The 20,763-nt window shown below is 30.8% G+C and carries 20 protein-coding genes and 2 tRNA genes; 21 read left to right on the top strand and 1 reads right to left on the bottom strand.

The genetic code is table 11. The features are described 5' to 3' along the window. Nucleotides 1–152: 152 nt before the first annotated feature. Nucleotides 153–938 carry a tRNA pseudouridine synthase A gene (locus ABDX67_RS09985; RefSeq protein WP_347174869.1) on the top strand — a complete coding sequence of 262 codons (786 nt, stop codon included), beginning with the start codon at nucleotides 153–155 and terminating at the stop codon, nucleotides 936–938. Between the two features lie 167 nt (nucleotides 939–1,105). Here ABDX67_RS09985 and ABDX67_RS09980 read toward each other — a convergent pair whose 3' ends face one another. Next, nucleotides 1,106–2,248 (bottom strand): acyl-CoA dehydrogenase, encoded by a 1,143-nt coding sequence (locus ABDX67_RS09980; protein WP_347174868.1) that lies wholly within the window; start codon nucleotides 2,246–2,248, stop codon nucleotides 1,106–1,108. 91 nt (nucleotides 2,249–2,339) lie between these two features. On the opposite strand from ABDX67_RS09980, the gene ABDX67_RS09975 reads away from it, so the two are divergent. The 20 genes from ABDX67_RS09975 (at nucleotide 2,340) to neuC (ending at nucleotide 20,756) form a co-directional block, all read left to right on the top strand. Then, complete coding sequence (locus ABDX67_RS09975) at nucleotides 2,340–3,401, top strand: anhydro-N-acetylmuramic acid kinase (RefSeq protein ID WP_347174867.1); 1,062 nt, start codon at nucleotides 2,340–2,342, stop codon at nucleotides 3,399–3,401. Nucleotides 3,402–3,480: 79 nt separating this feature from the next. Beyond that, on the top strand, nucleotides 3,481–4,713 hold the full coding sequence (locus ABDX67_RS09970; RefSeq protein WP_347174866.1) for a Glu/Leu/Phe/Val dehydrogenase dimerization domain-containing protein: 1,233 nt from the start codon (nucleotides 3,481–3,483) through the stop codon (nucleotides 4,711–4,713). Between the two features lie 13 nt (nucleotides 4,714–4,726). Further along, a complete protein-coding gene (nhaD, locus tag ABDX67_RS09965) occupies nucleotides 4,727–6,121 on the top strand; it encodes a sodium:proton antiporter NhaD (RefSeq protein WP_347174865.1) in 1,395 nt (464 codons plus the stop codon). Nucleotides 6,122–6,213: 92 nt separating this feature from the next. Beyond that, the gene (locus ABDX67_RS09960; RefSeq protein WP_301399737.1) at nucleotides 6,214–6,903 is read left to right on the top strand and encodes a MotA/TolQ/ExbB proton channel family protein; all 690 of its coding nucleotides are present in this window, start codon (nucleotides 6,214–6,216) and stop codon (nucleotides 6,901–6,903) included. After that, nucleotides 6,903–7,295 (top strand): ExbD/TolR family protein, encoded by a 393-nt coding sequence (locus tag ABDX67_RS09955; protein ID WP_347174864.1) that lies wholly within the window; start codon nucleotides 6,903–6,905, stop codon nucleotides 7,293–7,295. Before ABDX67_RS09960 ends, ABDX67_RS09955 begins: the two co-directional genes overlap by 1 nt. Next, on the top strand, nucleotides 7,296–8,120 hold the full coding sequence (locus tag ABDX67_RS09950) for an energy transducer TonB family protein (RefSeq protein ID WP_347174863.1): 825 nt from the start codon (nucleotides 7,296–7,298) through the stop codon (nucleotides 8,118–8,120). Beyond that, complete coding sequence (locus tag ABDX67_RS09945) at nucleotides 8,121–9,329, top strand: bifunctional folylpolyglutamate synthase/dihydrofolate synthase (RefSeq protein WP_347174862.1); 1,209 nt, start codon at nucleotides 8,121–8,123, stop codon at nucleotides 9,327–9,329. A 60-nt stretch (nucleotides 9,330–9,389) separates the two neighbouring features. After that, nucleotides 9,390–9,464: transfer RNA gene (locus tag ABDX67_RS09940), tRNA-Val, on the top strand. A gap of 35 nt (nucleotides 9,465–9,499) precedes the next feature. Next, nucleotides 9,500–9,574 (top strand) — tRNA-Val (locus tag ABDX67_RS09935). 110 nt (nucleotides 9,575–9,684) lie between these two features. Next, on the top strand, nucleotides 9,685–10,680 hold the full coding sequence (locus ABDX67_RS09930; protein ID WP_430438127.1) for an SDR family oxidoreductase: 996 nt from the start codon (nucleotides 9,685–9,687) through the stop codon (nucleotides 10,678–10,680). Beyond that, entirely contained in the window at nucleotides 10,677–11,960 is a 1,284-nt protein-coding gene (locus ABDX67_RS09925) for a nucleotide sugar dehydrogenase (RefSeq protein WP_347174861.1), read from the top strand. The genes ABDX67_RS09930 and ABDX67_RS09925 overlap by 4 nt, the downstream gene beginning before the upstream one ends. Then, nucleotides 11,961–12,896 (top strand): Gfo/Idh/MocA family oxidoreductase, encoded by a 936-nt coding sequence (locus ABDX67_RS09920; protein WP_347174860.1) that lies wholly within the window; start codon nucleotides 11,961–11,963, stop codon nucleotides 12,894–12,896. Between the two features lie 20 nt (nucleotides 12,897–12,916). Next, nucleotides 12,917–13,348, top strand: a complete 432-nt coding sequence (locus ABDX67_RS09915; RefSeq protein WP_347174859.1) for an adenylyltransferase/cytidyltransferase family protein — start codon at nucleotides 12,917–12,919, stop codon at nucleotides 13,346–13,348. After that, on the top strand, nucleotides 13,349–14,674 hold the full coding sequence (locus tag ABDX67_RS09910; protein WP_347174858.1) for a UDP-glucose dehydrogenase family protein: 1,326 nt from the start codon (nucleotides 13,349–13,351) through the stop codon (nucleotides 14,672–14,674). After that, the gene (locus ABDX67_RS09905; RefSeq protein WP_347174857.1) at nucleotides 14,661–15,683 is read left to right on the top strand and encodes an NAD-dependent epimerase/dehydratase family protein; all 1,023 of its coding nucleotides are present in this window, start codon (nucleotides 14,661–14,663) and stop codon (nucleotides 15,681–15,683) included. Before ABDX67_RS09910 ends, ABDX67_RS09905 begins: the two co-directional genes overlap by 14 nt. 2 nt (nucleotides 15,684–15,685) lie before the next feature. Further along, complete coding sequence (locus ABDX67_RS09900) at nucleotides 15,686–16,888, top strand: polysaccharide biosynthesis protein (protein ID WP_347174856.1); 1,203 nt, start codon at nucleotides 15,686–15,688, stop codon at nucleotides 16,886–16,888. Next, the gene (locus tag ABDX67_RS09895) at nucleotides 16,888–18,024 is read left to right on the top strand and encodes a LegC family aminotransferase (protein WP_347174855.1); all 1,137 of its coding nucleotides are present in this window, start codon (nucleotides 16,888–16,890) and stop codon (nucleotides 18,022–18,024) included. Before ABDX67_RS09900 ends, ABDX67_RS09895 begins: the two co-directional genes overlap by 1 nt. Next, nucleotides 18,014–18,637 carry an acetyltransferase gene (locus ABDX67_RS09890; RefSeq protein WP_347174854.1) on the top strand — a complete coding sequence of 208 codons (624 nt, stop codon included), beginning with the start codon at nucleotides 18,014–18,016 and terminating at the stop codon, nucleotides 18,635–18,637. Before ABDX67_RS09895 ends, ABDX67_RS09890 begins: the two co-directional genes overlap by 11 nt. After that, nucleotides 18,634–19,659, top strand: coding sequence for an N-acetylneuraminate synthase (gene neuB / locus ABDX67_RS09885; RefSeq protein ID WP_347174853.1), 1,026 nt, complete (start codon nucleotides 18,634–18,636; stop codon nucleotides 19,657–19,659). Before ABDX67_RS09890 ends, neuB begins: the two co-directional genes overlap by 4 nt. Next, entirely contained in the window at nucleotides 19,656–20,756 is a 1,101-nt protein-coding gene (gene neuC, locus ABDX67_RS09880) for a UDP-N-acetylglucosamine 2-epimerase (RefSeq protein WP_347174852.1), read from the top strand. The genes neuB and neuC overlap by 4 nt, the downstream gene beginning before the upstream one ends. Nucleotides 20,757–20,763 lie beyond the last annotated feature (7 nt).

Raw genomic sequence — 20,763 nt, 5'->3', positions numbered from 1 at the left:
GAAGTTAAGCCCATTTGCGCCGATGGTACTGCCAATAGGTGGGAGAGTAGGTCGCTGCCTTTCTTTATATTGATACAATCAATATAATATACTAAAGTCCTCAATCTAATGATTGAGGACTTTTTTTAGTTTTATAAACTTATTTTTATTGAATGAAATATCAATTTACCTATTTAGTGGAGATTCAGTTTTTAGGGTTTCGTTTTCATGGATGGCAGAAACAATTAGATGTTAAGACGATACATGATATGGTTGACAAAACTTTGAGTTATGTTTTTGGAAATGATCAGAAATATAAAACACTTGGTGTTGGTAGAACTGATGCAAAAGTTTCTGCATCAAACTTTGGTTTTCAGTTGTTTGTTGATTTTGAAATTGAAACCAAAGAATTTTTAGAAGCATTTAATTTGAATACTACTGCTGATATAAAAGCATTATCAATTCAAAAAGAAACATCTACTTTTAATATTATAAATTCCTCAAAAGTAAAAGAGTACCACTATTATTTTTCTTTTGGAGAAAAGCCTCACCCTTTTTCTGCCCCGTTTTTAGTAGGAATTCATCAAGAACTTGATTTAGAATTAATGAAAAAAGGTGCACTTCTATTTAAAGGAGAACATTATTTTCATAAATACTGCACTAAACCTTCCGAAAAAACCATTTTTAAAAGAACGATTGATTCTTGTGAAATTGTGGAGAATACAATTTTACAAGCGAATTTTTTCCCTACAAAAAGTTATGTATTAAAAGTGAAAGGAAAAGGGTTTTTACGATATCAAATAAGATTGATGATGGGAACCTTATTTGAATTAGGAAAAGGAAATCTTGATTTAGATTTTATAGAAAATTCGTTAAAAGAGCATAACGATAGAAAGTTTTTACGAGCAATTGCACCAGCTTCTGGATTGCAATTGTATGATGTTCAGTTTGAGTTGTAGCTGCGCAAAGGATTGAAGCAATTGTTTGAGCTCTTTTTTTTTTTTTTTTTAAAGCGAGTGCGGAAAGCCTGACCTGAAAGGTTGCGCCCAAAAAAAATCCTACATGGTTTTTGAAAACCTTGCAGGATTATTTATAAGTTCTTTTAATTTGCTTTAACAGATAAATTTTATCCTTTGATAATTCCTCTAGAAATTACAATTTTTTGAATTTCAGACGTTCCTTCGTAAATCTGAGTAATTTTTGCATCACGCATTAAACGCTCTACATGATATTCTTTCACAAAACCATTACCACCATGAATTTGAACCGCTTCTACAGTTTGTTCCATTGCAACTTTACTTGCATATAACTTTGCCATTGCACTAGACATGTCGTAATTATTTCCTTGATCTTTGTCCCAAGCAGCTTTCATTACCAATATTCTTGCCGCTTCAATTTCTGTGTGCATATCTGCTAATTTAAAAGCAATTGCTTGATGATTGCAAATTTCTGTACCGAAAGCTTTTCTTTCTTTAGAGTATTTTAATGCTAATTCATAAGCTCCAGCAGCAATTCCCAATGCCTGAGAAGCAATTCCGATTCTTCCTCCTGATAATGTTTTCATTGCGAATTTAAATCCGAAACCGTCTTCGCCAATTCTATTTTCTTTTGGCACTTTTACATCATTAAATTGTAATGTATGTGTGTCACTTCCTCTAATTCCTAACTTATCTTCTTTAGGGCCAACATGAAAACCTTCCGTTCCTTTTTCAACGATAAAAGCATTAATACCTTTATGACCTTTTTCTTTATCAGTTTGTGCAATTACTAAATATACATCGGCTCTACCACCACTTGTAATCCAGTTTTTTGTACCATTAATTACATAATGATCGCCTTTATCGATTGCAGTTGTGCTTTGTGATGTTGCATCAGATCCAGCTTCTGGCTCAGACAAACAAAAAGCACCAACAAATTCACCCGTTGCTAATTTTGTTAAATATTTTTGTTTTTGTTCTTCATTTGCATACGCTTCTAATCCGTAACAAACCAAAGAATTATTTACCGATACAATAACAGAAGCAGATGCATCTATCTTAGAAAGTTCTTCCATAATTAATACGTAAGAAATTGCATCCATTCCGCTTCCTCCGTATTTTGGATCAACCATAATTCCTAAAAAGCCTAAATCGCCCATTTTTTTTACTAATTCTTGTGGGAATTCTTGCTTATTATCTCTTTCTATAACTCCAGGTAATAATTCTGTTTGAGCAAAATCACGAGCTGCATCTCTAATCATTAAGTGCTCTTCGGTAAGGTTAAAGTCCATTTATAGTAGTATTATTATATTCGTAAAAAATGTCTTCAAAGATACATTTTTAGTAATAAATTATCAATAAAGTTTTATTATTTTTACAGATATGAGTACTAAAAAAATAAATATAATTGGTTTAATGTCTGGAACTTCTTTAGATGGTTTAGATTTGGTTTATGTTACTTTCGATAAAAATAGCTACGAAAACTTTGAAATTAAGAATTCAGAAACCATTGCATATTCAAAACTATGGAAAGAAAAATTAGCGAAAGCAATTGATAAATCTGATTTAGAATTAGAAAAACTTGATTTAGAATATGGGCAATTACTTGCAGAAAAAGTGAATAGTTTCATCAACAAAAATAGGATTAAAAATATTGATTTTATTGCTTCTCATGGTCATACAATTTTACATCAACCAGAAAATAGAATTACGCTACAAATAGGAAATGGTCAACTATTAGCAAATAAAACACAGCATAAAGTAGTTTGCGATTTTAGAACTCAAGATGTAAATTTAGGCGGACAAGGAGCGCCTTTAGTTCCGATTGGAGATGAATTTTTATTTCATCAATACGATGCTTGCTTAAATTTAGGCGGATTTGCAAATGTTTCATTTAAAGAACACAACAAAAGAATTGCTTTTGATATTTGTCCGGTTAATATTGTGTTGAATTATTATGTAAATACGATGGGTATTGATTATGATAACAAAGGCAAAATTGCCTCAGCAGGAATCATACATACGAAACTGTTAGAAGAATTAAATTCATTGAATTATTACAAAACTAAACCTCCAAAATCTTTGGGATTAGAATGGGTTCAGTCAACTATTTTTCCATTAATTGATAACAAAAACCTTGAAATAAAAGATGTTTTAGCAACATTTGTAGAGCATATTGCAATTCAGATCAGCAAATCAACAAAAAAATGTATGAACGTTTTTATAACTGGCGGCGGAGTTCTTAATGAATTTTTAATAAAAAGAATTGAACATTACTCAAATTTAGAAATTATAATCCCAAATGCTCAAATAATTAACTATAAAGAAGCATTAATTTTTGCTTTTTTAGGATTGTTACGTGTTGATAATCAGGTTAATTGTCTAAGTAGTGTAACAGGCGCAAGCAAAGATCATTCTTCAGGAGAAATATTTACGCCAAAATAAGCGGTTAGAACATTATTTTTTTTTAATTTGCTAATCGTTTTTCAATAGTTATAAAACAGGAAAACCAAACTAATAATTAATGAAAGAATTACTTAAAAAGTACGAAAATAAACAGCCAGAAATAGTTTTTAATTGGAAAGATCCTGAAACTGATGCGGAAGGATGGACAGTAATTAATTCGCTTCGTGGTGGTGCTGCTGGTGGTGGAACAAGAATGAGAAAAGGATTGGATATGAACGAAGTACTCTCATTGGCAAAAACAATGGAAGTAAAGTTTACTATTTCTGGACCTGCAATTGGCGGTGCAAAATCAGGAATTAATTTTGATCCAAATGACCCAAGAAAAAGAGGCGTTTTAGAGCGTTGGTATAAAGCAGTAACACCATTATTAAAACATTATTACGGAACCGGTGGAGATTTAAATGTAGATGCAGATAAAGATGTAATTCCGATTACCGAAGATTGTGGTGTTTGGCATCCGCAAGAAGGAATTTTTAATGGACATTTTAAACCAACCGAAGCTGATAAAATTAATAGAATCGGACAATTAAGACTTGGCGTAATTAAAATTATTGAAGACAAAAAATTCTCACCAGATTTATCTAGAAAATATACAGTTGCAGATATGTTAACTGGTTATGGTGTTGCAGAAGCAGTAAATCACTATTACAATATTTACGGAGGATCTATAAAAGATAAAAAAGCTGTAGTACAAGGTTTTGGAAATGTTGGTTCTGCTGCGGCATATTACCTAACACAATTAGGAGCTAAAGTTGTTGGTGTAATTGACAGAGACGGTGGAGTTATTAATAAAGAAGGCTTTTCTTTAGATGAAATGACTGCACTCTTTTTAGGAAAAGATGGAAACAAATTAGTTTCAAAAAACATGATTCCTTTTGATGAAATGAATGAAAAAGTTTGGTCTTTAGGAGCAGAAATTTTTGTTCCAGCAGCAGCTTCAAGATTAGTTTCTAAAGAACAAGTTACACAAATGATTACTTCTGGATTAGAAGTAATTTCTCCAGGAGCCAATGTACCTTTTGCAGATAAAGAAATATTTTTTGGACCCATTATGGAATACACTGACGGACATGTAAGTTTATTGCCAGATTTTATATCAAATTGTGGTATTGCAAGAGTATTTGCTTATTTAATGGAAGCTAGAGTAAAAATACCAATGCAAGATGAAGCTATTTTTAATGATACTTCTGAAACAATTAGAAAAGCATTAGTTAAGACATTCGAGAAGAATAACAGTAAAACAGAAATATGTAAAACAGCGTTTGAAATAGCGCTAAAACAATTAATTTAATATAGTTACAATTATGGAGACGATTATCATTCTGGTTTTTGTACTTGGTTATTTAGCCATTACATTAGAACACAATTTAAAAATAGATAAATTAATACCAGCGTTGGTTATGATGGCGGTTTGTTGGGCTTTGTTAGCTCTAAACATAGACAGCTTTACTAACTGGTTCGATTCAGCAAAACACGCCTTGGTAGATAATTTTCCTTCTTTATTGCATGAAGATAAAATGCATTTGGTAGAAGAAACTTTATTACATCATTTAGGAAAAACAGCTGAAATTATTGTGTTTTTACTTGGAGCAATGACTATTGTTGAAATTATTGATTATTTCGATGGTTTCTCTACAATTAAAAGCTTTATAAAAACAAAAAAGAAATCTAAAATTCTATGGATTTTTGCAGTTTTAGCATTTATTTTATCTGCTATTATTGATAACCTTACAGCAACTATTGTTTTAATTTCAATCTTACAAAAAATTGTTAAGAAACGTGAAGAAAGAATTTGGTTTGCAGGTCTTATAATTATTGCAGCTAATGCTGGTGGAGCATGGTCTCCAATTGGAGATGTAACTACAACAATGCTTTGGATTGGTAAAAAAGTTACAACATTAAAACTAATTGAATACTTATTAATTCCATCATTGTTATGTATGCTTGTGCCAGTTTTTATTGCATCATTTATGCCAGCGTTTAAAGGCGAAATTGATTTTGATGAAAATGAAGTAGAAAAACCAAAAAGTGCTTACAGCGCAAAAATGTTATATCTAGGTTTAGGTGCAATTGTTTTTGTACCAATCTTTAAGACAGTTACACATTTACCACCGTATGTTGGTATGATGTTGTCTTTAGGTATTGTTGCTACATTTGCAGAAATTTATAGTAGAAGAAAATTTTCTTTAACAGATTATAATGATACTGAGTCAGACGCACATGCAAATCACGGACCAATTCATTCGTCATTATCTAAAATTGAAATGCCAAGTATTTTATTTTTCTTAGGAATTTTAATGGCTGTTGCAGCTTTAGAATCGTTAGGGATTTTATTCAATTTTGCAACAACACTTAAAGAATCAATTCCGATGATGGGAACAGAATTACACGGAGAAGGAGTTTCTGATTTAGTTGTAATGTTATTAGGAGTTGGATCTGCGGTTATTGATAATGTACCGTTAGTAGCAGCAAGTTTAGGAATGTTTTCTCAACCAATTGATAACGAATTATGGCATTTTATTGCATTCTCTGCAGGAACAGGTGGAAGTATGTTAATTATTGGATCTGCAGCAGGAGTTGTGGCAATGGGAATGGAGAAAATAGATTTCTTTTGGTATTTAAAGAAAATAGCTTGGCTTGCATTAATTGGCTTTGTAGTCGGTTCGTTTGCCTTTATGTTTATGAGAACATTATTTTAAAATATAAACCCGAGTTCTTCTCGGGTTTTTTTAAGCAATTTTTAAAAAGTTAATACGTTAAGTTTACATAAATCATTAATTTAATATATAATATGTTATTGTTTATTCAAGAAAATATTGATGCAGTTACAGAAGTAATTTCAGACGAAAAAACATTGTCAATTTACAAATTGATAATGGAAAGTGGAACAGGTGGAAGATTAATAATCGGTTTATTATTTGTATTATTAGCTGTTGCGTTATATATTTATTTTGAACGCTTTTTTGCAATTAAAGCTGCAGCCAAAGTTGATGAGAATTTTATGAATCAGATTAAAGATTATGTATCTGAAGGAAAATTAAATGCTGCAACCGATTTATGTAAAAATACAGATTCGCCAACAGCTAGATTGGTTGGAAAAGGAATTTCTAGAATTGGTAAACCGTTAGATGATATCAATAAAGCGATAGAGAATTCTGGAAAGTTAGAAATATATCAATTAGAAAAAAACGTAAGCGTTTTAGCAACTATTGCTGGTGCAGCACCAATGATTGGTTTCTTAGGAACTGTAATTGGAATGATTGTTGCAATTCATGAAATTGCAAATTCTGGCGGACAAATAGATATCAAACTATTATCAGACGGATTATATACCGCAATGACAACAACTGTTGCAGGATTAATTGTTGGTATTATTGCCTACATCACATACAATCATTTGGTTGTTAGAACGGATAAAGTAATCTATAAAATGGAAGCAACTTCGGTTGAGTTTTTAGATTTATTAAACGAACCAGTATAATGAATATCAGAGGAAGAAATAAAGTCAACCCAAATTTCAATATGTCATCAATGACAGATATTGTTTTTTTATTGTTGATATTTTTTATGCTTACATCTACTTTAGTAACTGTTAGTGCAATAGATATTTTATTGCCAAAAGCTAGCGGAAAAACAGAGAATAAAAAATCTATTGCGGTTTCAATCACAAATAAATCATTATTTTTTATTGATAAAACTGAAGTAAGTGAAGCTAATTTAGAGAATGAAATTTTAAAGCTAGTTGGTGCTGATAAAGCAAAAACTGTTGTAATTAGAGGTGATAAAGATGTTCCTTATAAAAATGTTATGACAATTATTGATATCGCAAATAGAAATAAATTAAAAATGATTTTAGCTGTAAAAGGTAAATAAATGAATTTTTTAGAAACAAAACATAAAAAAAAATCTGCTGTAATTACGGCAATAGTTCTTGCTTTAATTTTAGTTGGAATTTTTAATTTTGGAATGCAGTATTTAGATCCGCCAGAAGAATACGGTTTGGCAATTAATTTTGGTGATTCAAATATTGGTAATGGAGATCCGGTTGTGGAAACTAAAGAAAATCCTGTAGTAAAAAAAGTAGAAGAAAAGATTGAGGAAAAAGAAGAAGTAATTCCGAAAGAAACCATCAAAGAAGAAGTTATTACGCAAGACATAAAAGATGCTCCGGTTTTAGAAAAACCAAAAAAGAAGAAGGTTGAAGAACCTAAAAAGGAAGTAAAAAAAATAGAAAAACCGAAAGAAATTCCAAAACCAAAACCTTCAAAAGAAACTCAAGACGCTTTAAATAATTTATTAAAAGGAAATTCTAAAAACGGAGAGAATAAAGGAGAAGGAGATGATGATAATCCAGGATTAAAAGGTGATAAAAATGGAGATCCAAAATCGACAAAATATTATGGGAATAATGGAAGCGGTGGAGATAAAAACTACAATTTAGCGGGAAGAAACGCATTATCAAAACCAATTGAAAAACCAGAATGTAATGAAGAAGGAATTGTGGTTGTTAGTATAGAGGTTGATAATACAGGTAAAGTAATAAGAGCTACACCTGGAGTTAAAGGTTCAACAAATACAGCAAAATGTTTGTTAGATCCTGCAAAAACGGCAGCCTTAAAAACTACTTGGAATGCCGATCCTAAAGCACCAAATAAACAAAAAGGAACTATAATATACCGCTTTTCTTTATCAGAATAAATGACTTATCAAGAAACATTAGATTGGATGTTTTCTCAATTACCAATGTATCAAAGAGAAGGCAAAACAGCATTCAAAAAAGACTTAACCAATATTTTAGCTTTTTCAAAAGAATTAGAATTTCCAGAAAAGAAATTTAAAACAATTCATGTTGGTGGAACAAACGGTAAAGGCTCTACAAGTCATATGATTGCTTCAATTTTACAGGAAGCAGGATATAAAGTTGGATTATATACATCGCCACATTTAAAAAACTTTACAGAACGAGTCAGAATTAATGGTGAAGAAGTTTCTCAAGATTTTGTTGTTGATTTTATTGAAAGAAATAAATCGTTTTTAGAAAAACAAAAACTTTCTTTTTTTGAAATGACAGTCGGAATGGCATTTGATTATTTTGCAACCGAAAAAGTTGATATTGCAATCATTGAAGTCGGTTTGGGTGGAAGATTAGATTCTACAAATATTATTTCTCCAGAAGTTTCTGTTATTACAAATATCGGATTAGATCATACGCAGTTTTTAGGAGAAACACTTCAAGAAATTGCTTTCGAAAAAGCAGGAATCATAAAAAAGAACGTGCCTGCTGTTATTGGAGAAAGACAAAAAGAAATTGAAAATGTTTTTATCAACAAAGCAAAAGAAGTAAAAGCTCAACTCTTTTTTGCTTCAGATTCTATTGAAAATTATAAAACAGATTTATTAGGAGATTATCAGTTGAAGAATGTAAAAACAGCAACTTTAGCAATCCATAAATTAACCGGTTTTAAAGTAAATGTTGTTCATGTTGAAAAAGGATTATTAAATGTTGTAAAGAATACAGGTTTAAAAGGAAGATGGCAAATTCTGGAAGAATCGCCAAAAGTAATTTGCGATACAGCACATAATAATGAAGGTTTATTGATGACAATGAATCAACTTAAAAATGAAAAGTACAATAATTTACATATTGTTTTAGGAGTTGTTTCTGATAAAAAATTAGAAGATGTTCTGGGTTTGTTCCCTGAAAAAGCTCGATATTATTTTTGTGCTCCAAATATTCCTAGAGCCTTAGATGTAGAAGATTTAAAAGAAAAGGCAGGTGTTTTTAAATTATTTGGAAATAAATATAATTCTGTAAATGAGGCATATAATTTAGCTAAAGAAAATGCTGAAGCAGAAGATTTAATATATGTAGGAGGAAGCACATTTGTTGTTGCAGAGATTTTATAAATATTTTAAAAAAATAATTGCAAGATGTAAAAACTCTCGTATATTTGCATCCGCAATTGAGGGCAATTAGCTCAGTTGGTTCAGAGCACCTCGTTTACACCGAGGGGGTCGGGGGTTCGAATCCCTCATTGCCCACAACATTCCATCTCGATAAGGAATTAAAAAAAATCGGGCAATTAGCTCAGTTGGTTCAGAGCACCTCGTTTACACCGAGGGGGTCAGGGGTTCGAATCCCTTATTGCCCACAAAACTCCATAAGAAATTATGGAGTTTTTTTTGATATAAATTTAGTGTTGATTTACTTCATTTTTTGTATTTTCGCTTCAAAATAAATAATTGCTAAAAAATAAAAACATTGAAAAGTATTGATTTTACTGGGAATAAAGTTTTAGTAACAGGTGGAGCAGGATTTATAGGCTCTAATTTAATAGAAGCACTTTTACTTAAAAGGAATAAAGTTATTTGTTTAGATAACTTTTCGACAGGTAAAAGAGAGAACTTACTCCCTTTTAAATCAAATCCAGATTTTTTATTGATAGAAGGCGATATTAGAAACATTAAAGATTGCCAAAAAGGAGTTGAAGGAGTTGATTATGTTTTACATCAAGCAGCTTTAGGTTCAGTCCCAAGGTCTATTAAGGATCCAATTACTTCAAATGAAGTGAATGTAAGTGGTTTTTTGAATATGCTAGTGGCATCACGAGATGCAAAAGTAAAGCGTTTTGTCTATGCTGCGAGTTCATCAACCTATGGTGATTCTGAATCGATGCCTAAAGTAGAAGATGTGATTGGTAGACCATTATCACCTTATGCAGTAACAAAATATGTAAATGAACTGTATGCAGATGTGTTTTTTAAAACATACGGATTAGAAACGATTGGTTTACGTTATTTTAATGTTTTTGGAAAAAATCAAGACCCAAACGGAGCATATGCGGCGGCAATTCCAAAATTTGTGAGCCTGTTAATTAAAGGTGAATCACCAGTGATTAACGGAGACGGAAACTACTCAAGAGATTTTACGTATATAGATAATGTAATTCAAGCAAATCTACTGAGCTTAATTGTAAAAAATAAAGAAGCATTTAATACAGTATATAATGTAGCTTTTGGAGATAGAAATACGTTGAATGATTTGATGAATTATTTAAAAGAGTATTTATCTAAATTTGATCCCAAAATAGCTGACATAGAAGTAAAATATGGGCCAAATAGAGATGGAGATATTCCACACTCACATGCTAGTATTGAAAAAGCAAAAAATAATTTAAATTATGACCCTAAATATTCATTACAGCAAGGTTTAAAAGAAGCTGTGGGTTGGTATTGGGAGAATTTACAAAGAATATGAAAGAAACCAAGATTGCAATCATAGGTTTAGGTTATGTAGGATTACCGCTAGCAAGATTATTTGCAACAAAATATGCTGTAGTTGGATTCGATATCAACAAAGAAAGAGTTGCAGAGTTGAATTCAGGAATAGATTCTACTTTAGAGGTTTCAGGGGATATTTTACAATCGGTTTTGAAACAAAATAATAATTCTGAATTGGGATTATATTGTTCAACAAATACAAAAGATATTGAAGGCTGTGATTATTATATTGTTACAGTTCCAACTCCAGTAGATAAAAATAATAGACCGGTTTTAACACCTCTAATTAAAGCTAGTGAAACAGTTGGAAAAGTGTTGTCTAGAGGAAATATTGTAGTTTACGAATCTACTGTATATCCCGGAGCAACCGAAGAAGAATGTATTCCTGTGCTAGAAAAAGTATCAGGTTTCACTTTTAATAAAGATTTTTTTGCAGGATATTCTCCAGAAAGAATAAACCCAGGGGATAAAGAACACACTGTGGAAAAAATTTTAAAGGTAACCTCAGGGTCAACTCCAGCAATTGGTAGAAAAGTTGATGAATTGTATAAATCTGTTATTACAGCAGGAACACATTTAGCTCCTACGATTAAGGTTGCTGAAGCAGCCAAAGTTATAGAAAACTCTCAACGTGATATTAACATTGCTTTTGTTAATGAGTTGGCTAAAATTTTTAATTTAATGGATATTAATACCCATGATGTCCTAGAAGCTGCTGGGACAAAGTGGAATTTTTTACCATTTAAGCCAGGATTAGTTGGCGGACATTGTATTGGTGTAGATCCTTATTATTTAGCACAAAAAGCTCAAGAATATGGTTATCACCCAGAAATTATTTTAGCAGGAAGGAGATTGAATGATAGTATGGGAAGTTATATTGCTTCTGAAGTAATTAAGTTAATGCTTCAGAAAGATATAGCAATCAAAAACGCTGAAATTCTAATTTTAGGGATTACTTTTAAGGAAAATTGCCCAGATATTAGGAATACCAAAGCTGTAGATGTTATAAATTCTTTAACTGATTATGGAGTTGATGTAACAATTTATGATCCTTGGGTTAATAAAGAAGAGGTAAGAAAAGAATATAATTTAGAGGCATTAAATACATTACCAAATCAAAAATTTGACGCCATTGTTTTAACAGTTGCTCATCAAGATTATGATGAAATAGATTATTTGAAACTGAGAAAAAATAATTCTATAATTTATGATGTAAAAAATAAATTACCTAATAGTACAAAAGATAAAAGTTTATAAATGAAAAATTTTGCACTAATAGGAGCAGCTGGGTATATTGCTCCTCGACATTTAAAAGCAATTAAAGACACTAATAATAATTTGATTGCAGCACTTGATAAATTTGATAGTGTTGGAATTATGGATCGTTATTTTCCAAATGCAGATTTTTTTGTAGAGTTTGAACGTTTTGATCGTCACATTGAAAAATTAAAAAGAAAAGGAACACTTTTGGATTATGTAAGTATTTGTACGCCGAATTATCTACACGATTCTCATATTAGAATGGCATTGCGAAGTGGAGCCGACGCAATATGTGAAAAGCCATTGGTTTTAAACCCTTGGAATGTTGATGCTTTGGCTGATATAGAAAAAGAATCGGGGCAAAAAATTTACAATATATTACAATTACGATTACACCCAAGTATCATTGCATTAAAACAAAAAATAGATTTAGAAAATAAGAATGTTAAATATGATGTTGATTTAACGTATATCACATCACGTGGAAATTGGTATGATATTTCATGGAAGGGAGATGAATCTAAATCAGGAGGAATTGCAACTAACATTGGAGTACATTTTTACGACATGCTTTCTTGGATTTTTGGTAATGTACAAGAAAATAGTGTTCATTTAAGAGAAAAGAATAAAGCAGCCGGGTATCTAGAGTTTGAAAAAGCAAGAGTTCGTTGGTTTTTATCTATTGATGAAAATGATTTACCTATTGATATAAAAAAAAATAGCCAAAGAACCTTTCGTTCTATCACTGTTGATAATGATGAATTAGAGTTTAGTACTGGTTTTACAGAATTACATACGCAAAGTTATCAGGAAATTTTAAAAGGAAATGGGTTTGGATTAAAAGAAGCTAGACAATCTATAGAAATTGTTCATGCTATTAGAAACTCTGAACTTACTTCTTTTAGAGAAAAACATCCATTTATTAAATATTAAACTATATTTGCAGAAAAAAGATGAAAATAGGAATCACTTTTAGTGCTTTTGATTTATTTCATGCAGGGCATGTTAAAATGTTGGAAGAGGCAAAGCGACAATGCGATTACTTAATTTGTGGTATTCAAACAGACCCAACTATAGATAGACCAGAGAAGAACAGGCCTGTTCAATCTATCGTTGAAAGATATATTCAATTGAATGGGTGTAGATTTGTAGATGAAATTGTTCCTTATGCTACAGAGCAAGACTTAGAAGATGTTTTAAGATCTTTTAAAATAAATGTACGTATTATTGGAGATGAATATGCAGATAAAAATTTTACTGGTAGAGAATATTGTGAAGGAAAAGGAATTCAATTGTATTATAATAAAAGAGAGCACCGTTTTTCAAGTAGTGGTTTAAGGAAAGAAGTTCAAGAAAAAGAAAATTTAAAAAATAAAGATAAATAAATGAATATTACTGTTGTAGGTTCTGGTTATGTTGGTTTAGTGTCTGGTACTTGTTTTGCTGAAATGGGAAACAAAGTAACTTGTGTTGATATAGATAAAATTAAGATTCAAAAATTAAATAAAGGAATTATTCCAATTTTTGAGCCAGGATTAGAACAAATGGTCGTCAAAAATATAAAAAACAAAAATTTGTTTTTTACTACAAATTTATCTGATGTAATACAAGATACTCAAATAGTTTTTATAGCTGTTGGAACCCCAATGGGCGACGATGGTTCTGCAGATATGCAATACGTTTTAGCAGTAGCTAAATCTATTGGTCAAGCAATGAATAATAGACTGGTGGTTGTGGATAAATCCACAGTGCCAATAGGAACGGCAGATAAAGTAAAAGCTACTATACAAAATGAGCTTGATAAAAGAAACATTTCTATAGGATTTGATGTAGTGTCTAATCCAGAGTTTTTAAAAGAAGGAGCTGCCATTGACGATTTTATGAAGCCGGATAGAGTGGTTATTGGTGCAGATTCTGATTTTGCATTTGATATAATGAAACAATTATACTCCCCATTTTTTAGAACTCATGATCGTTTTATTACTATGGATATTCGTTCTGCAGAAATGACTAAATATGCTGCGAATGCTATGTTAGCTACAAAGATTTCTTTTATGAATGAAATAGCGAATATTTGTGAAAGAGTTGGGGCAGATGCAAATCAAGTTAGAATTGGAATTGGATCAGATAAAAGAATTGGTTATAGCTTTATATATCCAGGAGCAGGTTATGGAGGGTCTTGTTTTCCAAAAGATGTAAAAGCACTTAAAAAAATTGCTGAAGAGAATGGTTATAAAACTAATTTAATAGCTTCAGTTGAGGAGGTTAATGATGCTCAAAAATTAGTTATTGCCCAAAAAGTAGTTAAGCGGTTTGGAGAAGATCTAAGTGGGTTAACTTTTGGTATTTGGGGGTTAGCATTTAAGCCAGAGACAGATGATATGAGAGAAGCTCCATCTATTTATGTTATAAAAGAATTGGTAAAAAGAGGCGCGAAAATAAAAGCTTATGACCCTAAAGCAATTGAAGAAGCAAAAGAATTTTATTTAAAAGGCATTAAAAGTATCAAATATTTTGAATCGAAATATGAAGTTTTAAATAGCGTTGATGCTTTGATTTTATTGACTGAATGGAAAGAATTTCGTTCTCCAGATTTTGAAAAAATAAGATCGCAATTAAAAAGTCCTGTTATTTTTGATGGAAGAAATCAATATGGGATATTTAATTTAGAAGAAAGAGGATTTGAATACTATCAGGTTGGAAAAAAATAAAAAAATATTAGTTACTGGTGTTGCAGGGTTTATAGGATTCCATTTAAGTGAAAAACTTTTGAGTCTTGGCTTTCATGTTGTTGGGTTGGATAATATTAATGATTATTATGATGTCAATCTAAAATATGCGAGATTAAATGAGCTAGGAATAAAAAGGATAGAAGCAGAAATTTTTTATAACGAATCTAAAAGTACATCGCATGAAAACTTTAAATTTATTCGCGTAAACTTAGAAGATAAAAAGGAACTGTCTGATGTTTTTGAAAGAGAGAAATTTACGATAGTTTGTAATTTGGCTGCCCAAGCTGGAGTTAGATATAGTCTAGAGAATCCTGATGCTTATATTCAAAGTAATATTGTTGGATTTGCTAATATACTTGAGTGCAGTAGACATAATGAGATTGAACATTTATTATATGCAAGCAGCTCTAGTGTTTATGGTGCAAATAAGAAGATTCCATTTGAAACCTCAGACAATGTTGATCATCCTGTAAGTTTATATGCTGCTACTAAGAAAAGTAATGAATTAATGGCCTATACATACAGTCATTTATATAATATTCATACTACTGGATTGCGCTTTTTTACCGTTTATGGCCCATGGGGAAGACCAGATATGGCTATGTTTTTGTTTACAGATGCAATTATAAAAGGTGAGCCTATAAAGGTTTTTAATAATGGTAAAATGGAACGAGATTTTACTTACATTGATGATATTATAGAAGGAATTAAGAGAATTATTGAAAAACCAGTTGAAAACAGAGAGCTTTATAAAATCTACAATATCGGAAATAATGATTCTGTTAAACTATTAGATTTTATTAATGAAATTGAAACTCAACTTAATATTGTAGCTAAAAAAAATATGCTACCTATTCAGCCTGGTGATGTAGAAAAAACATGGGCTAACGTTGATGATTTAATTAAAGATTATAATTATAAACCTAGCATTAAAATAAATAAAGGAGTTGAAGAATTTATAGTTTGGTATAAAAAATACTTTAAATAGTTATGTTAAATTTAAATCAGTTTATTTCAAAACATGTAACGAAAAGAGAGCATAGCATGTTCTTAGAAGATATCAATGAAAATAGTCTTCAGTTAACTAATAATATAAGTAATAAAACTGTTTTAGTAATTGGAGGAGCCGGAACTATTGGTAGCTCTTACATTAGAGCGTTATTACCATTTAAACCAAAATCTTTAGTTGTTGTAGATATTAATGAAAATGGATTAACTGAGTTAACCAGAGATCTTAGAAGTACTAAGGGTATATATATTCCTGAAGAGTATATTACATACCCTATGAGTTATTCAGACCCTGTCTTTTACAAGATGTTTAAAAGTAGGAGCGGATTTGACATCGTAGCAAACTTTTCAGCACATAAGCATGTTAGAAGCGAAAAGGATAAATTTTCTATAGAAGCTCTCATCAGTAATAATATTATCAATGCAAAAGGATTATTAGAACTTTTAGAAGAATATAAACCTAAACACTTTTTTTGTGTTTCAACTGATAAAGCTGCAAATCCTGTTAATATAATGGGAGGGAGTAAAAAAATCATGGAAGACATGATTATGACTTACTCAAAAAAATACCCTGTAACTACTGCGAGATTTGCTAATGTGGCTTTCTCTAATGGTTCTTTACCAGCTGGTTTTTTAGAAAGAATATCTAAAAGTCAGCCAATTTCTGCACCTAGTGATGTTACTAGGTACTTTGTGTCTCCTGAAGAAAGTGGACAAATATGTTTACTAGCTTGTATTGTTGGAAAAACAGGGGAGATATACTTTCCTAAGCTAAGAAAAGAGCAAGTCATGACTTTCTCTAATATGGCTACGAAATTGTTAGCTACTTATGGATATAATGCAGACCAATGCAAGTCAGAAGTTGAAGCTATCGATAAATCTCAACTAAGATCAAAAGACGAATATCCTGTTTTTTATTCTAATAGCGATACAACTGGAGAGAAGCCTTATGAGGAATTTTATACAGAAGGAGAAAAGGCAGATTTAAAAAGACATAATGCTCTTGGAGTTATTATAAATACGAAACCAAGAGACCTTTCAGAAATTGATGAATTGTTGTTTTTATTAAAACAAGCATTTTCTAAACCTGAAACGACTAAATCGGATATTGTAAAAATAATGAAAGACTTTCTTGTGAACTTTGATCACAAAGAGACAGGTAAGTTTTTAGACTCAAAAATGTAATGGATAAAGAAGTTGTAAGTTTTATAAGAAATAAATTCAATACAGAAGATTTTATTCCGCTCCATGCCCCAACTTTTGGAGGGAATGAAAAAAAATACCTTGAAGAATGTATCGATTCTACATTTGTTTCAAGTGTGGGGGCATACGTAGATCTTTTTGAAGATATTATAAATAAAATAACTAAAACAAAAAAATCGACAGCAGTTGTTAACGGAACTGCTGCTCTGCAAGTTGCATTAAGATTAGTAGGTGTAGAAAAAGATGATGAAGTAATTACTCAGGCACTAACTTTTGTTGCTACAGCAAATGCAATTGCATACAATAATGCGCATCCAGTATTTTTAGATGTAGATATAGATACTATGGGGTTGTCACCTAAAGCAGTAAAGAATTTCTTAGAAGAGTGTGGAGAAGTAAGAGAGAATGGATGTTTTAATAAAAAGACAGGAAGAAAGATTGCTGCCTGTATGCCTATGCATACATTTGGCTTTCCAGTGCATTTAAATGAACTAATTAAAGTTTGCAAAGATTGGAGAATACCTATTGTAGAAGATGCAGCAGAATCTTTAGGAAGTGAGTATAGAGGAGAACCAACTGGAGGGTTTGGAGAAGTAGGAGCGTTTTCATTTAACGGAAACAAAATAGTTACTAGTGGTGGAGGTGGAGTTATTGTAACTAAAAACATAGAATTAGGTACTAAGGCTAAATTCCTTACAACTACAGCAAAAAAACCGCATTCATATGAATATGTTCATGAAGAGTTGGGGTACAATTTCAGAATGCCAAACCTAAACGCGGCTTTGGCTTGTGCGCAATTAGAACAATTAAGTTCTTTTTTGAGTAATAAAAGAAGCCTTGCAAAAGATTATGAGTCATTTTTTAAAGCTAAAGGAATAAATTTTAGAACAGAAACGGAAGGTACAAAAGCAAATTACTGGTTAATGTGTATTGAACTAAACGATATCAAAGAAAGAGAACAGTTTTTAAAATCGACAAATGATTCTGGAGTAATGACAAGGCCTATCTGGAAACTTATGTATAGGCTACCTATGTATAAAGATTGTCAAAGAGATAGTCAGAAAAATGCAATATATTTAGAAGAGAGAATCGTTAATTTACCAAGCGGTGTTAGATAAAGGAATAATTTTAATAGGATACTCTGGTCATGCTTATGCTGTTGCAGAGGCAGCGTTGTCTTCTAGTATGGATTTAAAATATTATTCAGAGGTAAATGAGACAATTAATAATCCATATTATTTAGAATTTATTGGCTTTGAAAAAGAAGATTATTTTAAAGGGTGGAAAGAAGGGTTTTCTTTTATTTTAGGAATTGGAGATAATAAATTAAGGCAAGAAGTTTCTAATTTAATCCTCTCTAAAAATAAAAAAATACTTAATGTTATTCATAATTCGGCTTCGATTTCTGATAAAATAGAAATTGGTAGCGGAAATCTTATCGCAAGAAATGCCGCTATAAACCCTTTAGTTGTAATAAAAAACTTCTGTATTCTCAATACGGGGTGTATTATTGAACATGAATGTGTAATTGAAAACGCTGTTCATATTGCGCCAGGAGCTGTATTGTTGGGGAAAGTTACTGTTGGTGAAAGGACTTTTGTTGGAGCCAATTCAGTTATTAAACAAGGTATTGTTATAGGAAAAGATGTAATCATCGGTGCAGGTTCTGTTGTTTTAAACAATGTTCCTGACGGAAAAAAAATAGTTGGTAATCCTTCTAGAGAAATATGAGAAAAAAAGTAATCATAATTGCAGAAGCTGGAGTAAATCATAATGGAGATATTCAAAAAGCAAAAAAACTTATTGATGTTGCTTTTGAAGCTGGAGTTGATTATGTTAAGTTTCAGACATTTAAAGCAAATACAATTGTAAGCCTCGACGCAAAAAAAGCAGCTTATCAATCTAAAAATGTAAAAGACAATGATGATTCTCAATATGAAATGCTTAAGAAGCTAGAACTAACTGATAGTGATCATATTGAATTAATTAATTATTGTAATAAAAAAGGAATTAAGTTTTTCTCAACTGCTTTTGACGTTGAAGGAGTTAATTTTTTAGATACATTAAATTTTGATTTTTATAAAATTCCAAGTGGAGAAATAACAAATTACCCATATTTAAAAGCTATTTCTAGTAAAGGTAAACCGATAATTTTATCTACAGGTATGGCCACTCTTGACGAAGTAGAAAAAGCTTTGAATATTATTTTAAATTTTGGTGTAAATAAAAATGATGTTACCATTTTGCATTGTAATACGGAATATCCAACACCAATGAAAGATGTTAACCTGAAAGCAATGAGTACAATTGGTGAAGAATTTGGGGTTAAAATTGGATATTCAGATCATACATTGGGTATTGAAATTCCTATAGCTGCAGTTGCTTTAGGAGCGGTTGTTATAGAAAAACATTTTACATTAGATAGAACACTCTCAGGACCAGATCATAAGGCTTCTTTAGAGCCCCAAGAATTAAAGAAAATGGTGATGTCAATTAGGAATATTGAAGAAGCTATTAGTGGAGATGGAGAAAAAAAACCAAGTCAGAGTGAATCAAAAAATATTTCAATTGCTCGTAAAAGTATTCACTTAAAAAGGGACATGATAAAAGGAAGTATCTTATCAGAAGATGATATTATTCCACTAAGACCAGGGGATGGGATTTCAGCAATTTACTGGAATGATGTTATAGGAAAAAAATTAAAAGAAAATAAAAAAGAGTTTGATAAATTAATTTGGAATGATTTATCATGAAAATAGGTGTTTTAACAAGCTCAAGAGCAGATTATGGAATTTACAAACCTCTTCTTTCAAAATTGTCTCAAGATAATAGATTCGATTTATTTATTATAGCTTTTGGTATGCATTTACAGCCACAACATGGAAATACAATTGCTGCTATAGAGAATGATGATTTTGGTATTATTCATAAGGTTAAAGGTATGCCTACTGAAGATTCTGTCTTAGATATATCTAAAGGTTATGGAGAGATAATAGTTGAATTTTCTGAATACTGGTACACAAATAAGTTTGACTATGTATTTGCATTAGGTGATCGATTTGAAATGAGTGCTGCTGTTCAGTCTGGTATTCCATATGAAATTAGCTTTATTCATATTCATGGAGGAGAAACAACATTAGGAGCTGTTGATAATGTGTATAGGCACCAAATAACTTTAGCATCTAAAATTCATTTTACTGCGACAGATTTTTTTGCAGAAAGAGTTAAGAATATAATTGGGGATTCTAAGAATGTTTTTAGTGTTGGGTCGTTAAGTTTAGATAACCTAGAGAAAGTTAAATTGCCAAAATGGACAAATGTTTGCGATGAATTTAATATCCCGATTACACCTTTTATTTTGGTTACTTTTCATCCAGAAACAGTTAATATAGAACAGAATATTAAATATATTGATATATTAAAGAAAAGTTTAAGTATTTTATCTCAAAATACACATATAGTAATCACATTAGCTAATGCTGATAGTAATGGTAGTTTATACAGAGGTATGGCTTTTGAGTTAAAGAATAATAAAAATAATAATATTACTCTAATTGATTCTTTTGGTAAAATTAATTATTTTTCTGCAATGAAAAATTGTCTGTTTTTATTAGGGAATACTTCTAGTGGCATTATAGAGGCTGCGTCATTTAACAAATATGTTCTTAACGTTGGAAATAGACAGAAAGGTAGATTAAAGAGTAAAAATACAATTGACATACCTTTTAGTGTAAACAAAATTATTAGTAACTCTATAGCTTTGATGAAAAAAGGCCAGTTTCATGGTGTCAACATTTATAAAAAAGAAAATACATCAATTAATATAATTGAGAAAATATTAGAAATATAAAAGATAG

Origin of the sequence: Polaribacter uvawellassae (assembly GCF_039748955.1) — a bacterium.
Lineage (GTDB): Bacteria > Bacteroidota > Bacteroidia > Flavobacteriales > Flavobacteriaceae > Polaribacter > Polaribacter uvawellassae.
Note: the sequence above shows the minus strand (reverse complement) of the source record. Positions and strands in the feature narration are given on the sequence as shown.